Annotated in this window: 12 protein-coding genes; 3 read left to right on the top strand and 9 right to left on the bottom strand. The window is 53.8% G+C overall.

From position 1 onward, the window contains the following. Positions 1-91: 91 nt before the first annotated feature. Positions 92-1,312 (bottom strand): acetate kinase, encoded by a 1,221-nt coding sequence (locus tag HY913_17970; protein MBI4965167.1) that lies wholly within the window; start codon positions 1,310-1,312, stop codon positions 92-94. Beyond that, positions 1,309-3,408 carry a phosphate acetyltransferase gene (gene pta, locus HY913_17975; protein ID MBI4965168.1) on the bottom strand — a complete coding sequence of 700 codons (2,100 nt, stop codon included), beginning with the start codon at positions 3,406-3,408 and terminating at the stop codon, positions 1,309-1,311. The genes HY913_17970 and pta overlap by 4 nt, the downstream gene beginning before the upstream one ends. Before the next feature lie 252 nt (positions 3,409-3,660). Here pta and HY913_17980 point away from each other — a divergent pair, with 252 nt between their 5' ends. The 3 genes from HY913_17980 (at position 3,661) to HY913_17990 (ending at position 6,225) form a co-directional block, all read left to right on the top strand. Next, positions 3,661-4,614 carry a polysaccharide deacetylase family protein gene (locus tag HY913_17980; protein ID MBI4965169.1) on the top strand — a complete coding sequence of 318 codons (954 nt, stop codon included), beginning with the start codon at positions 3,661-3,663 and terminating at the stop codon, positions 4,612-4,614. A 316-nt stretch (positions 4,615-4,930) separates the two neighbouring features. Then, on the top strand, positions 4,931-5,449 hold the full coding sequence (locus tag HY913_17985; protein ID MBI4965170.1) for an isoprenylcysteine carboxylmethyltransferase family protein: 519 nt from the start codon (positions 4,931-4,933) through the stop codon (positions 5,447-5,449). 107 nt (positions 5,450-5,556) lie between these two features. Further along, positions 5,557-6,225 (top strand): hypothetical protein, encoded by a 669-nt coding sequence (locus HY913_17990; protein ID MBI4965171.1) that lies wholly within the window; start codon positions 5,557-5,559, stop codon positions 6,223-6,225. A gap of 327 nt (positions 6,226-6,552) precedes the next feature. Here the strand turns inward: HY913_17990 and HY913_17995 are convergent, their stop codons facing one another. From HY913_17995 to HY913_18025, 7 genes are all read right to left on the bottom strand, one after another. Beyond that, on the bottom strand, positions 6,553-8,025 hold the full coding sequence (locus tag HY913_17995) for a B12-binding domain-containing radical SAM protein (GenBank protein ID MBI4965172.1): 1,473 nt from the start codon (positions 8,023-8,025) through the stop codon (positions 6,553-6,555). 140 nt (positions 8,026-8,165) lie between these two features. Then, complete coding sequence (hflC, locus tag HY913_18000; GenBank protein ID MBI4965173.1) at positions 8,166-9,059, bottom strand: protease modulator HflC; 894 nt, start codon at positions 9,057-9,059, stop codon at positions 8,166-8,168. A gap of 6 nt (positions 9,060-9,065) precedes the next feature. Continuing rightward, positions 9,066-10,124, bottom strand: a complete 1,059-nt coding sequence (gene hflK, locus HY913_18005; protein ID MBI4965174.1) for an FtsH protease activity modulator HflK — start codon at positions 10,122-10,124, stop codon at positions 9,066-9,068. 664 nt (positions 10,125-10,788) lie between these two features. Then, positions 10,789-11,211: a hypothetical protein gene (locus tag HY913_18010; GenBank protein ID MBI4965175.1), complete on the bottom strand. Its 423-nt coding sequence runs from the start codon at positions 11,209-11,211 to the stop codon at positions 10,789-10,791. 627 nt (positions 11,212-11,838) lie between these two features. Then, positions 11,839-13,224: a class II fumarate hydratase gene (locus HY913_18015; GenBank protein MBI4965176.1), complete on the bottom strand. Its 1,386-nt coding sequence runs from the start codon at positions 13,222-13,224 to the stop codon at positions 11,839-11,841. A gap of 23 nt (positions 13,225-13,247) precedes the next feature. Beyond that, positions 13,248-14,432 (bottom strand): efflux RND transporter periplasmic adaptor subunit, encoded by a 1,185-nt coding sequence (locus HY913_18020; GenBank protein ID MBI4965177.1) that lies wholly within the window; start codon positions 14,430-14,432, stop codon positions 13,248-13,250. Between the two features lie 227 nt (positions 14,433-14,659). Beyond that, positions 14,660-15,343, bottom strand: coding sequence for an ABC transporter ATP-binding protein (locus HY913_18025; protein ID MBI4965178.1), 684 nt, complete (start codon positions 15,341-15,343; stop codon positions 14,660-14,662). Positions 15,344-15,404: the final 61 nt, after the last annotated feature.

Here is a 15,404-nt window from a genome sequence, read left to right on the forward strand (position 1 = left end):
GTCATTCTAATAGACAGGCGAGACGCCTGTCCCACCATGGGGATTGCCTCGGCGATGTGCCCCGGCAATCACAATAGATCCCTCCCGTAGTCTACTTCTTTGATGGCGAACCGGTTTGTATACACTCGACGGTCTGGATCGCGATCTCCAGCTCTTCGTTTGTCGGGACTACAAGCACTTTTACCCGGGACTCGTCTGACTGGATCTCCGATGCTTGCTTGTTTCCGGCCTGGTTGCGATGTTCATCCAGCGCGATTCCCAGCGAAGCCAGGCCTTCGCAGCAGCGCCTGCGGACTTCCGGAGAATTCTCTCCTATGCCGCCCGTGAACACCAGGGCGTCGAGGCGTCCCAGCGCAGCGAAATATGCTCCGATATATTTCCTGATTCGGTAGCAAAACATATCCAGCGCGAGCGATGCGCGCGGATCGCCCGATTCAGCCGCGCGAAGCACCTCGCGCATGTCGCTGATACCGCAAACCCCTCGCAACCCGCTCTGATTTTCAAATATCGAGCCGATCTCTTCACAAGTCTTTTCCGTTACCCGAGCAAGATAGCCCTGGATTGCCGGGTCCAGGTCCCCGCACCGGGTACCCATGACAAGACCCTCCAGAGGAGTCATTCCCATGGAATGATCTATGCTTTTGCCCCCCCGGATCGCGGTGGCGCTGCTGCCGTTCCCCAGGTGCAAAGTAATCATGTTCAGCGTTTCCAACGGCTTGCCAAGGATCACTGCCGCCTGTTTGGCAACGTATCGGTGCGAAGTCCCGTGGAATCCGTACCTTCGCACATGGTGATCCGTATAGAAGGTGTAGGGCACAGCATAGTGATATGCGTGGGGTGGCATGGTCTGGTGATACGCGGTGTCAAACACCGCGACCTGAGCTACCTCGGGAAAATGGTCTCGAGCCCATTCCACGCCTGTCAAATTGGCCGGGTTGTGAAGCGGCGCAAGCGGAATCATGGATCTGATGGTGGCAATCACCGAATCGTCGATCAGAGTTGGCTCTCGGAAGGCTTCTCCGCCATGCACGACTCTGTGCCCGATTCCGGACAGATCTCCAAGATTCCATCCCTTGTTCGGATCGGAGAAGACCTCCATAATCACGCGAAAGCCCTCATGATGATTGGCTGTTGGCTCGGTATGAATGTGTTCCGTGAAGCCCCCTCTGTTGTTCTTCTTGCGGTGCTTCAGGCGGCTTCCCGTCCCGCCGATTTCTTCCAGAATGCCTACAACGAGCGCTGACTGGTCATCCATATCGAAAAGCTGATACTTGATCGAAGAACTGCCCGAATTAATGACAAGTACTTTCATGCCGACTCCCGGATTGCCTGGGCCTGAATGGCAGTAATTGCGACGGTGTTGACAATGTCCGTCACGGTGCAGCCGCGACTCAGGTCGTTCACCGGCTTATTAAGTCCCTGTAGCACAGGTCCTACTGCAACCGCGTTGGCCGAGCGCTGGACCGCCTTGTACGTCGTGTTGCCAGTATTCAGGTCCGGAAAAATGAACACGGTCGCGTGGCCGGCCACTTCGCTTCCCGGCATCTTGGTCCGGGCCACCCCGATGTCGACGGCCGCGTCGTACTGGATCGGCCCTTCGATTTTGATGTCCGGGCGGAGCCTCGTCGCAAGCATAGTGGCCTTTCTCACCTTGTCTACCTCTTCACCTTTTCCGGATTCTCCAGTGGAATAGGAGAGCATCGCCACATACGGTTCGATCCCGAACGTTTTAGCTGTCTCCGCGGAACTCACCGCAATGTCTGCCAGTTGCTCCGCGCTCGGATCGGGATTGACAGCACAATCGCCGAAGACGAGTACCCGATCCGCGAGGCACATGAAGAAGACACTTGAAACGATGGAGAAATCCGGTTTGGTCCGAATGATCTCGAAAGCCGGCCGAAGCGTTTGGGAGGTTGTGTGAGTGGCGCCGGAGACCATTCCGGCCGCATGCCCGTGATACACCATCAGCGTTCCGAAATAGCTGCTGTCCGCCACTGTGTCGAATGCCATTTCCCGCGACACGCCTTTGTGCTTTCGCAGTTCGTAATAAGTGCGCGCGTAGAGTCCGCGCAACCGAGATTCCAGCGGATCGATGATATTGATGCCTTCCACTTCCATTCCGAGCGAACTGGCTTTCTTTCTGATTTTTTCCGGATTTCCCAGCAGAGTAATGTGGACCACATCGCGCAGGAGCAGGATTTCAGCGGCCCGCAGAATGCGCTCGTCGGTTCCTTCCGCCAACACAATGTGCTGGCGTTGCGCCCTGGCACGTTGAATGAGTTCGTATTCAAACATCAGCGGAGTGACGCGTCGGGAACGCGTTACAGCAAGGCGTCGTTGAAGTTCATCGAATTGCACGCTCGCCTCCACAGCTCCAAGAGCGGCTGCGATCTTTCGACTGTCTTCCGGCACCAGACTGCCTTTCACTGCACTTACGTTGGTCGCTGTCGTGTAAGTGTCGGTTTCTACCGATAATATGGGAACAGAGGACCCAGCCAGTCCCTGGATCAGGCGCTGGACCTGCGGCGCGGGCTTGAAACCGCCAGTCAGGAGCAGCCCGGCAATATGGGGGTACGAGGCGGAGGCGTCCGCGGCCAGACTCCCCAGAATAATGTCCGATCGGTCTCCCGGCGTGATGATAAGGTTCCCTTCTTCAATACGCTCCAGGAAATGAGGAAGTTCCATGGCCGCAACCTTGGACTGGGTGACCATGCGATTCAGGCTTTCAGGCTCGCCCAGAAGGCGCTCGGCCTGTAAGGCTTGAGCGATCTCGGCGACCGTGGGCTTCGCCAGTATTCCATGTTCGGGAATCGCATAGAACAGGATGTCTTTGGGAATCGCACGTCGGACTTCCGAAACAATCTCCGTTGCCTGTGCAGGCTGTACGCGGTTGGCAACGATAGCCAAGGCATCGCATCGCCCGTGTTCAAGCGATTCGAGCACAATCCTCACTGCATCGATGATCTGCCGGGTGGTCTTGTCTCGCCCGCTCACAATGGGGATCATGGGACAACCAAGGTTGTAAGCCATCTCCACATTGAAACCGAAATCGAACGGTGGGGCCACGCCCGTGAAGTCCGTTCCCAAACTTACGACCACGTCGCAGTGTTGTTCCAGGGCCTTGTACTTGTCCAGGATCAACGTGAAGACCGTATCGTGACGGTCGCTGCCGCCCAATTCCAAGGCTTCGGCGTACGTGCAACCGTACATCGCGATATAAGGAAACCTGGAACCGTAACGAGTCACAATCATGTGAATAAACCGGTCCGGTTGTTCATCGGGCCAGATTACGGGCCTGAAAAACCCCACAATGCGCCCTTGGCTCCAGAGCCATTCCATGAGGCCGAGCAAAAGGACCGATTTGCCGCTCAGCGCTTCTGCACCTGTTATGTAAATGCATTGTGCCATTTGTAACCCTCACGCCCAGCTTTTTGAGACATGTCTTTCGCAAGTTGATATGCGATATTGGCAAGTTGCAAAGTTCTATGATATAATGAATTAGATTTTACTCATTGTGATGCAAAGTTACAAGTTAAAATCATATTAGTTCACTCCGGAACCATGCCTTTGACCATGAATTCCAAAAAGCCTCGGCAGAGTTTACATCATTCTGAATGTAATCATCTCTCCCGCCGCGACTTCTTGTCCATGAGCGCGGGGTTGATTGCAAGCCTCCCTTCCATGACCGACGAATTGACCTCGCTGTTGGAGAATTCCGCGGACCACGTCGCGCCGACCAGGGGTGAAACTCGCGGGCCTGCACGTTCCTTCCGTTTAAAAAGTAAGAGGCCTTCTCAAACCCAGCAGGAAGGAGGGCGTCTGTTCCTGACTTTTGACGACGGCCCTTTGCCCTGCACCGGCCGCATACTCGACCAGTTGGCGGCAAGTGGACAGACGGCCACATTTTTTGTCCTGGGAAGGAACCTGTCAAATCCGTCGCTACGCCAATTCGCTGTGAGGGCACTGAAAGAAGGCCACGACATAGGCAATCATTCGTTCAGTCATCCCTATTTTTCCGCGATCTCAATGAATCGGGCCAAGCAGGAAATTGTTTCGACCTACAGGCTTATTGATGAATTGGTCCTGGAGGCGGAGGTAGATCCGAATCGGCAGAACCGGTTTTTCCGCTTTCCGTACGGGGTGGCCGGATCGCGGTCCAATTACCTCGCATCTCAAGATGTCCTTGGCGAACTGAACTACAAGATAGCCTGGTGGGACCTGGACACCAATGATTGGCGCATGGAGTTGCCGTGGTTTCCGACGCGGCCCTCTTCCGTGGTAGCAAGTCTCAATAGGGCCAGGCCCGGAGATGTGGTATTGCTGCACGACCGGGTGAAGACTTCAGAATGCCTGCCTGCCATCCTGAAGTCCCTTGAATGGTGTAAGCTGGCTTCACTTCCCCTCTCCAGTTATGATTCCGGCACTGTAGCACCGTCTGAAAAGGCTGTGCCGGACGAGAATATCCTTTCATCGAAATCCACGAACAATCTCGACGCTGACGCCCTGGCCGAAGAGCTTTCCCAGGCCCTTTTCCCTCAAGGTCACCCTGCCGATATAGTGGTGGATTCCGCTGTCGTGGCCCCACGTGTTTCCCGCGGGTCGAACCTCTGGTAAATCAAACGTAAAACAACAAAGAGATCTTCACACAAATGTCGTTGACTTGAAAGATTGGCCCTAAGCTGCTGTTGTGGGGCACCCATTAAAACATTCTTCCCAGCCGAAGGCCGGAATGATTACGATTGGCCCATTTTCTTTCTTGACTTAATTTTAGGGGGCGTTTATCATAGCGACGCTAGCCTTGCAATCGCCCGGCGGAACGACCGTATCCTCCTTGGTTGGAGCCATACCCTTTGTCACATCCGTCGGGCTTCTTTTTTTGGGGAATGCCCTTTCGGAGAAACGGGCAACTCCAAAGGTCCTCGCGTGGGGCATGTCCATTCTGAACCACATCCAAGCTATTGTTCTCCTACCAATGCTGGCGATCGTGGTTGTCCCGGGGATCATTCTTTTCAGGACACGGGCGTGGACAAGCGCCTGGCAATCTTCTTTCACATTGAGCTTCATATTGCCTTTCATTGGGCTTGTTTTGATCGGGTTGGGCCTGATCCTTATGGTCAAGACTATTACCCTGTTTGCCCAGGTCGGCAAGGGCACACTTGCGCCATGGGCCCCGCCTGACAAACTTGTTGTGCGAGGAATCTATCGGCACGTGCGCAATCCGATGATAACCGGTGTTTTCTCCGTTCTTATCGGCGAGGCCTTGACAGTCGGTTCAATACCGCTTTTCGGCTGGTTCCTTGTTTTCGTGTTGATCAACGTGGTTTACATTCCCGTTTTTGAGGAGCCCGGTCTGGAGAGCCGTTTCGGCCGGGACTATGCTCGCTACAAAGAAAACGTCCGTCGTTGGATCCCAAGGCTTGAGCCGTGGCAAGAGCAAAACGACCGGTAGATATTCCTTTAGACGGGTGATATGTGGCGGACGCCTGTATCCCGTTGATTCCTGCATCCTTATCTGGTCTAATGCGTGATCGCACAATGAATTTCATGGAAACGTAAATGAACGACGAGAAAAGCGCCTTTTCCGGCCCGGGAGCAGGCGGCGCGACCGGCTTCCCTCCGGTGGAACCCGGGAGTGACTTAAGCAGGAAGCTCGTGACCGGTGGCCCCACTCCTCCGGAAGATGGTGGTCGGGCGAGTCTGGTGCTGTTTCTCGGCCTGCTCTCTCTTTTTATGTGCGGGCCACTCGGGATCATTGCCTGGATCATGGCCAATGCTGATCTCAAGAAGATTAGAGCGGGAGCGCTGTCTCCGCGTCAAGCGGGGACACTGAAGATCGGACGCGCCCTGGGTATCATAGGGACCATAGTGTTCGTCATCTCCATCTTCGTTTTTGCGCACCTTCTCCAGCGGGGAATAACGGGCCTTGGGGGCTGGACCGAGACCTCTCCTCTCCTGCCCAACCAGATCGTCTTTGTGGGAGAATGGGTAGGTAAAAAAGGCACCGTTATCAGGATTCGACCGGACGGCAAAGGTGATTTCCGATCCAGCCACTCCTCCATGACAGGCGGCCAAGTTCGCATTGATAAGGACGATCTTTCCATAGGGTTAATGGGAATCTCGAAGAGTTGGCATATAGACGCGCCGCCTCATCTCACAAACGGAAGCTGGGAGATGAGTCTGGATGGGGAAATCTTCATTCGGAAGGGCGAGGACCTGACGGTGTGATAAGGCTTATATCGAGTGGCAAATTTTTTTCCGATTGGCAACCACTCCATTCCGTCATTCCTGCGGAGGTAGGGATCGTAGGGCCGGCGTCCCTGCCGGCCAAAATGGGCACCGGCACGGAGGCCGGCCCCTACAAGGTTCCCGCCTTCGCGGGAACGACGGGCGTTATAACGCTCTTGAAAAGTAGGCCCTGTAGATACGATCTGAAGACCAGATTGATTATCTTCCGGCCAAATGGACATTACTTTTGGCAACCGCTATAGACTGTGAAGATTGAAATTGTCGAGGGAGACTTCTTTGAATTGAGAAGCTTCCCCCGCAACTTTGCTATTTTTCTATCAACCTCCGGAAATGGTACCCGAAGATCGCGCTGGAGACCGCCTCCCCGAAGGAATTGCGATGGAAGAGGAAAGCTTTAATTAGGAGTTTCCAGTAGTAGAACTTGCTCTTACCCTTGTCAAGGATCCCCAAGTACAGAATGGAAGTAACAAAGGCTCTAAGGTCCATCATTCGTACGCGTCTTCGGCGGGTCGGTTTGTAATCCTTCAGAAATTCCAGTACGCGATCGCAGTATTCTTTCGGCGAATAGATATAATTTAGAACTGCGGTATAGCCGTCTTTGAGCTTCTGAGCGTCCATCTTAGGCACAAAGTTGAGCGATCCATCACAGTTATCACCGGTGCAATTGTCCAGCAGGCGTCCTTCGTCTTTAAGTCTCTGGTACAAGCGCGTCCCGGGGATGGCGTTCAGCAGCCCTATCATAGCCTTCACCACGCCGCTGTTTTGAATAAAATTTGCCTGGCGCTCGAAGATGTTCGGCGGGTCATTGTCAAAGCCGATGATAAAGCCGCCCATGACCTCCATGCCGTTTCTCTGTATCGTCTTCACAGCTTCAACAAGGTCCATGGAGCGGTTCTGGTGTTTCCCGCACTCCACGAGGCATTCCTCTGCCGGGGTTTCCAGCCCCAGAAAGACCGAGTCGAACCCTGCCGAGGTCATCAAGGTCATCAACTCCTGGTCCTGTGCAAGGTTGACGGAGGCCTCCGTATAAAGGCTGAAAGGAAAACGCTTAGCCTCTTGCCATGGAAGCAGGTCCCTGAGAAAGGACTTAACCTTTACTCGATTCCCTATAAAGTTGTCGTCAACGATGAAACATCGTCCACGCCACCCTAAGTCGTACAAAAGCTCCAATTCTTGGAGCATCTGATCGTTGGATTTAACCCGCGGCCGGCGCCCGTTCAGGTTGACGATGTCGCAAAACTCACAGTCATAGGGACATCCTCTCGAATACTGAACTGACATGGACGCATAATACTTCATCTTGATCAGGTCCCATCTCGGGAGGGGAGTTTGCGTGATGTCGGGCTTTTCCTCGGTGTTGTACACCCGTTGAGGATTTCCCGCTGCCAGGTCTTTCAAAAAGGGCTTAAGGGTGATTTCAGCCTCGTTCAGGACAAAATGATCAATCTCTGGAAATGCCTCCCAGGAGCTGGTGAAGAGGGGGCCGCCGGCAACAATTTTTTTGCCGAGCCCGTGAACTCGCTCCACAACTTCCTGTACCGACTCTTTCTGAACTACCATAGCCCCCATAAAGACCATGTCGGCCCATCGGATAGCATCATCGGTGAGAGTTTCGACGTTCATGTCCACGAGTTGCAGGTCCCAGTCTTTCGGCATCATGGCACCGACGGTAATCAGCCCGAGCGGAACATGCGCTGCCCGTTTACGGATGAACTTCATTATGTGCTTGAAGCTCCAGAAAGTATCGGGTATCGACGGGTAGACCAGCAGTGCCTTCAAGATGTAACTCCTTATTTTCGTCTCAAGCTCTTTGCATAACTATTCATGGTAGTCAATCCCCGAGTTCCGGTCAAGGGGTTCCGAATTCGCTTGGTTGTTATTGGGCTCTCAATCCGGCTTTGGTTCCCTTCCGAGGAGACCTATCTTACGGCCGGGCCTGTCGCCGGACCCGACGCCGGCTTGGAACGAGGGTTCGGCGAATCAAGGTACTTCAACAAATCGGAATCAGGACGCAGCAAGATAGTTGTTTCCGTTCCGAACACCTTCTGATAGATCTCCAGATGGCGTGTGAAAGAATAGAACTCCTCGTCCTTGCTGTAGGCCTCCGCATAAATGCCCGTAGCTTCGGCGTCTCCGTCTCCACGCAAGGCTTGGGACTGCCTGTAAGCCTCGGCGAGTATAATCTCTTTTTCCTTGTTCGCGTTTGCCCTTATTTGTCGAGCTTGTTCGTCCCCTTCGGCCCTATAGCGTTTCCCAATCCGCTCCCGTTCCGCCTTCATTCTGTCGAAGACGCTCTTTTGAACCTCTTCCGGCAGATCCACCCTTTTGATACGCACATCGATGACTTGAATACCGAAGCGTTGCGCCAATTCGGCAGTGCCATTGGTTACGCTTTTCATTATGTCTTCGCGCTCCGTGCGAATAAAATCCTTGAAGTCGTGATTTGCAATTTCCTGGCGCAAGCGGGCAAAAATGATATCATTGAGCCGAGCGATCGCGCCGGTATAATTCCTGACCGTCTGGTAAAATACCAACGGCTCTGTGATTCGCCAGCGAGACACCGTGTCCACTGTCAGGCGTTTCTTGTCCAAAGTGATATATTCCGCGGGGCGCGCTTCCGCGGCCAATATCCTCTTTTCAAACATTACCACGTCCTGCACGAAAGGATATTTGAAATACAGGCCGGGCTCCTGAATGATCCGCACCAGGCTCCCGAACTGAAAAACGACTCCCTGCTCACCTTCATTGATGATAAACGCCGCTTGGGCTAAAAGGGCGAGTGCTATTACTGCGATTATGAGGATTCTTACCATGGCGGATCAGTTGCCTTTCTTCTCAGCGGGTGACTCAGAGGCCTTTGTTCCCGGACGTGTAGATACACTGGGCTCCTGCAGCCCCTTTAGAGGCAGGATCGGCAAGATGCCCGATTTCCCCCCCTCCATTATGAACTTCTTGGCGGCCTGTAAGAAGGATTCTGCGCCCTCCAAGTAGAGGCGCTCTCGCGTGACGTCTGGGGACTGCTCGTATGCCCCGCTCACCGCCGTGAATCTTTCTGCGTCTCCTTTGGCGCGTATGACCCTTTGAGCTTTGTACGCTTCGGCCTCTCTGATTTCCTGCTGCGCTTGCCCCCTGGCTTTGGGAATCACATCCTCGCGGTATCCGTCGGCCTCTTTTATCAAGCGGTCGCGATCCTCCCAGGCCCTGACAACATCATGAAAGGCCTCCCGAACCTGCGTGGGGGCGTCCGCTTCGAGTAGGCGGGCTTGTGTAACCAGCAGTCCGGTATTGTAAGTATCCAGAAGCCTCTGCAAATATGATTCGACCTTCTTTTGAATCTCCGTACGCCCTGTGGTCATTGTGTCATCGATTGTCTTTTCTCCTACGACGCCGCGCAGGGCGACCTCCGCGGACGCGCGCAGCGCGCTTTCGGGATGTTCCGCCCCGAAAAGAAACTTCACAGGATCTTGGACCATGTACTGGACGAAAAGCTGAAGATCAACAATGTTCTCGTCTCCGGTGAGCATCAGAGATTCTGCCGGAACAGGCCTGGTCCTATTCTTGTCCGAACGATAACCGACCTCGACTCGACGCACCGTGGCAATATCCACAATTTGGTGTGACATAAACGGCTTGGGCAATCTGTACCGAAGTCCCGGGTCCGTCAAGGAATGGAGCTTTCCGAACATGAGCACCACCCCCTTCTCCCCCGCGCCCACGATGTACACGCCGGATGCCAGGTACAGAATAACTATGAGGAGAATGATCAGCCAAGTAGCCCGACCTTTGAGGAAGTTATTCAGCATGGCCTTGATGTCTTCCACCCCGCGCTGAATTTCCCGAACCGGGTTTTGATCATCTCTGGGCCTGAATTGATCCATCGCCCCTCCAGACTGAAAGATTCATCTACTTATAGTCTAACATGTCCATGAAATCAAACGTCCCCTTGTACCACATCGCGGATGAAAACGTGCCGGCGAATAGTTTTCGGAAACGAAGAAAAATGACGAATCTTCCCGCATGCTTCGGCAGGCGGCGCCGATACTGATTGATTTTCACGAAGGCAAGAACCGCGGGTGCCCCGTCGTCCCGCGGAGCCGCTATATATGTTCTCGAAAGTAGTGACGAATTGGCTAACGGATGCCTTTGCCGACTTCATCTTGACCCGCCCCGTAATTTGCGGCGGCCAATAGGCCGCCCTACATTTGTAGCCCCAGGCTTGGTGTCATCTCCCGTAGGGCGGCCTATTGGCCGCCGTTGCCCTAAGCAGCACTGTGGTTTCATTCCGCGAAAATTTTTGAGAGTCACTAAAGTCAAAAAGAGTAGTGGCCGGCGTCACTGCCGGCCACTACCAATGCCACTCGTATGATCGCGAACTGGTTCGAGGACCCGAATCGAGCGGATAAACGGGGCGGGGGGGCCAAAATCAACAAATCAGGCTGATGCAAGGCCTGGAATGAGATTAAGAGCTAATGAACCTGGATGCAACTCTGACGGGAAGCCGTGCTCCTCGACGGCTGAAATATGACGCGCGAGACACTTTTCTTATAGCTTTTCTCCTCCACGGATCTTCTCCAGGGCTCCTTGAAACGCCTGCCTGGCTGCCTGTCGCCTCTCGTGAAGCTGCTCGCGCCAGACATCCACCTTTTCGATCGCTTCAAGTTCCCACGGAAGCCATTGTGAAGTGTCACGCCCTCTAATGGATTCTTCCAACTCCTCAGGAATGGGGGGATTGCAACATTCTTCGTAGTGATGCTCTATCTTTCTCAAAAAGCGGAATAACTGCTTCATTTGTTTCTTCGTAAGCTTACGTTGGCGGTCATCCTCCCCGAACAGTTCCCTTCTAACCGATGTATCGTTTTCTACCTTAAGGGCGTGTATGATCTTCTTCAGGTACTGGTAATTCTTGTTGAAATCATAAGAGTCCATGAAATTGCCGGGGCAGGCAGTGAGCGCACTCTGGGTCATTTCCAACTCCTTTTTTCTCCCACAGATTTTATAGATCCTTTTATTTAGTAGCTGAGCACATAGGAATGGGGGAAACCAATGCAACCGGCAACCGAAACATAACTCAACGGAACTCACAGGCCTCGAGCGCCACGGGAGGGGAGCTGGGGTCTCTCTTAGCTCCCGCCGAGGGCTCCTATCATCGCATTCGCGCCGAGTCAAGAAATTAATCGCGCCGAACTACGTTTATTAGTAAAAGCGCGTATTCTATTTCGCGACTTTTGTTGAAATTATGACTAATTCGCGCCACTGTGGCCGCGGTTAAGAATTGGTGATTCGAATGAGCGCGAGCGCGTCGCGTAATTAAGTAACCTCCCGACCGATCACGCAGGAACTGGCGCGCCCCCCGCCAATTCCCGGTTGGCATTGGAGGGGTGGTTGGCACGACCTCATAATTTATTGGGCGATTTGTATCGGGAGCCAATAATAGTGTCGGAAATCGCGGTACGGTCAGAGGTGTGAGAATCACCACAGTCGGCGGGCACAGCCCACCCTACAAGAGGCGTATCACCTAATGATATGATCGACCCTCACATCATTGCCCCCTATGCAATCCTGCGGTGCAGTCTTCGACAATGTTATTCGGTGCTACGAAGAGCCTCGGACCATCGAGTCCAACAGCTTTTTCAGCTCTTCTTCGGGCAATACCTTTTTCTCGGAAGCTAATTCTCTGATAGTCTTTCCCGTCTCAAACGCCTCTTTGGAAAGCGCGGCCGCCAGGTCGTACCCGAGCGCCGGAACCAGCGCCGTAGACAGGGCAAGGCTTTGCTCGATGGTAGAGCGGCATTTCTCGCGGTTGGCTGATATGCCGTCGATACACTTTTCCGGAAAGAGCCTGACCACAGCCTCCGTCAAGTCGATTGAACGGAGGAGATTATGCGCGATCAACGGCAGCATGGTGTTCAGCTCAAATATCCCTCCATGGCCGCCGAAGGTCACCGCCGCGTCATTGGCAATGACCTGTCCCGCTACCTGAATGACCACTTCAGGAATTACCGGGTTGACCTTGCCCGGCATGATCGAAGAGCCGGGCTGCAGGGAAGGAATGGCAATTTCACCCAGGCCGCAGCGAGGCCCGGAAGAGAGCCACCTGATGTCGTTAGCGATTTTCATCAGGCTTACGGCAAAGGTCTTGATTGCTCCACTTGCTTCCACCGCAGCATCCTGCGCAGCCTGGGCCTCAAAATGATTGAGGGCTTCCGTGAACGGAAGACCTGTCTCCGCCGCGACAAGTTTTATGACTCTCGGCGCAAAGTCCGAATGTGCATTCAGTCCGTTGCCAACCGCGGTCCCGCCTAATGCAAGCTCTGACAGGGAACTCTGCGTCGCCTTGATTCTCGATATGCCAAGCTCCACCTGTCTGGCGTAGGCGCTGAATTCCTGGCCCAAAGTAATTGGGACCGCGTCCTGCAGGTGGGTTCGCCCGATTTTCCTGACATCCGCAAATTCGGCCGATTTTCGGGTTAGGCTTGCCTTCAGCACTTCCATGGCCGGCAGCAGCCCGTTCGACATCCTGGTTAGGGCCGCTATATGAAGCGCGCTGGGAATGACATCGTTGCTGGATTGTCCTTTATTGACGTGGTCGTTCGGGTGGACCGGGCTCTTTCCTCCACGAGTGCCGGTCAGGATCTCGTTTGCCCGTCCCGCTATCGCCTCATTGGCGTTCATGTTGGTGGAGGTCCCGGAACCGGTCTGATAGATATCAAGCACAAATTGATCGTAAAGTTTGCCATCCGAGACTTCTTCAGCCGCGTTGATGATCGCCGCGGCCAGTTCCGGATCCAGCAGACCGAGGTCGCGGTTCACCACCGCGGCAAACTTCTTGATCATCCCCAGGGCTTGAATAAATGATGGAGGAAAGACCGTGCCGCTTATAACGAAGTTCTCCACTGCCCGTTGAGTTTGCGCGCCATAATAAGCGTCGGCTGGCACACGAACAGTGCCCATGGAATCCTGTTCCTCTCTAAATTTCATGACGACCCCTTTGGACGGACGGATCAGAACCGGAATCGGATAGCGGGCACCTTGGAACCGCCCTTTTTCTTGACGGTTGCTTCAACAACCACGCGGTCACCGGCCTTCAATTTGTCTGAGATTATCTGCACCCGCTCGGTCCCGGTCACCCCAATCTCGACATTGATAGGCTGTATCTCATTGTGGGCAGCCAGCTTCCAAAGCCTTCGCTCCCCTTGTTTCAACTCCGGAGGTTTGAGATCTTTCTTCAATTGGTCAGGCGGAGCAAAGCGGAAAGTCTGATCCGGAACCATGAGAGCGTCATGGACCTCGGATAACAGAATTTGCACATTGGCCGTCATCCCCGGCCTTAACTTCAGGTCATCGTTGTTTACGTCAATGATGACGTTGTAGGTCACAACGTTCTGTTCGATCTTCGGGTCGTTGCGAATCTGGGTGACTACGCCGGGGAAAAAATGATCCGGAAATGCCGGGACCGTGAATACGGCCTTCTGCCCTACTTGAACGCGGCCTATGTCGGCTTCGTCCACATTTGTATTTACCTGCATCCGAGTGAGATCTTCGGCTATTTTGTAAAGCACCGGAGTCTGAAAGCTTGCAGTGACAGTCTGGCCCACATCCATGTTTCTCGCGGTGACTATGCCGTTGACCGGAGCGACAATGCGAGTGTATTTGACCTGCAAATCCGCTTCCTGAAGCTTGGCCCCCATCTGGGCCACGCGAGCCTTTTCCACCCCCACCTGCGCCACGGCCGCGTCAGCCTTGGTTTTGGCAGTGTCGTAGTCGCTTTGGCTGATGGAGCCCTGGGTAATAAGGCCCTCCTTGCGTCGCAGAGTCCTGGTTTCGTCGACTGCAGTAACCTCGGCCTTAACCAGGTTGGCTTTCGCCGCTTCCAGGTCGGCCCTGGCTTGAGCCGCCTTTGCTTCATAGGTATCCGGCTCGATGAGCCCTATCAATTGGTCTTTCTTCACTACGGACTCAAAATCGACATAAAGTTCTTTGATGGTTCCCGAAACCTGGCTTCCGACCAGAACTTCCACCACGGGCTTCAGCGTGCCGCTGGACGTGATCTCTGCCTTGAGGGTCCCCTTTTCCACGGGAACAGTCACGTACGCTATCTCAGGCTCTTCTTTCGAGGACTGACCAAATGCCAGATAGAGCCCTATGATGAGGACCACGGCTATTGCAAGAGCTATGATTTTTTTCAAGTTAAGCGTCCCCATATCGGCATAGTGGCCTCTCAGGTCTTGTTCATTTTTTCTACAAGGTATTCCATATCCCGAAAAAGCTTACGAAAAGAAGCGCATCGCTGCCTTGGCGACCGCTGTCAACAGGGTCAAGGGCTCTGGTAAGCCACAATTGAGAGTTTTTTGGGAGGGGGTCCGGGGGAGCCCATTTTTGCAAAAAAGGGCTCCCCCGGAACATTCTTCCTCTCTTATGCCGCCTTGTATACGTCTCCTTCGATCCGGCCGTCACGGATGAGGATTCTTCGGTCCGTGAGGTCTCCGACTTCCGGATCGTGAGTAACAAGAATGAACGTGATTCTTTTGTCTTGATTCAGCCTTTTGAAAACGGCCATGATTTCCGCGCTGGTCCGGCTGTCCAGGTTACCTGTCGGTTCATCGGCAAGTATGATCTCAGGGTTGTTGACGAGCGCGCGTGCTATTGCAACTCGCTGCTGCTGGCCGCCGGACAATTGAGTGGGCAGATGGTGAGCCCTGTCAGTCAAACCTACCAATTCCAAGGCTTCCATAGCGGTAGTTACCCGAAGCCCGGACTTCGCGTGGCCGTAAATGAGCGGCAGTTCCACATTGCCCAAAGCATCGATTCGAGGCAAAAGGTTGAAGCCCTGAAACACAAATCCTATTTTTCTGTTTCTCACGTCCGCACGCTGGTCTCGATTCAATCTGGAAACATCTTCACCCGCGAGCAAATATTTTCCCGAACTCGGCGCGTCAAGGCATCCTAAAAGGTTCATGAGGGTTGACTTACCCGAGCCTGAAGGTCCCATTATGGAAACAAACTCCCCCGCGTCGATAGTCAGGTCGATCTCTTCCAACGCGGGCACAGCGATACTGCCGGTCTCATAGACTTTAGTGATGCCTTCCATGAGAATCAGGGACAAGTGTGCCTCCCGTGAAGAGACGCCTGAAATTGGAAATAATTTACTCAACCATGAA

Source organism: Desulfomonile tiedjei, assembly GCA_016212925.1.
Classification (GTDB): Bacteria; Desulfobacterota; Desulfomonilia; order Desulfomonilales; family Desulfomonilaceae; genus JACRDF01.

Coding starts and splice junctions, on each gene's coding strand:
- HY913_17970 (MBI4965167.1), bottom strand. CDS start 1,312: ATGAAAGTACTTGTCATTAATTCGGGCAGTTCTTCGATCAAGTATCAG.
- pta (MBI4965168.1), bottom strand. CDS start 3,408: ATGGCACAATGCATTTACATAACAGGTGCAGAAGCGCTGAGCGGCAAA.
- HY913_17985 (MBI4965170.1), top strand. CDS start 4,931: ATGTCCATTCTGAACCACATCCAAGCTATTGTTCTCCTACCAATGCTG.
- HY913_17990 (MBI4965171.1), top strand. CDS start 5,557: ATGAACGACGAGAAAAGCGCCTTTTCCGGCCCGGGAGCAGGCGGCGCG.
- hflC (MBI4965173.1), bottom strand. CDS start 9,059: ATGGTAAGAATCCTCATAATCGCAGTAATAGCACTCGCCCTTTTAGCC.
- hflK (MBI4965174.1), bottom strand. CDS start 10,124: ATGGATCAATTCAGGCCCAGAGATGATCAAAACCCGGTTCGGGAAATT.
- HY913_18010 (MBI4965175.1), bottom strand. CDS start 11,211: ATGACCCAGAGTGCGCTCACTGCCTGCCCCGGCAATTTCATGGACTCT.
- HY913_18015 (MBI4965176.1), bottom strand. CDS start 13,224: ATGAAATTTAGAGAGGAACAGGATTCCATGGGCACTGTTCGTGTGCCA.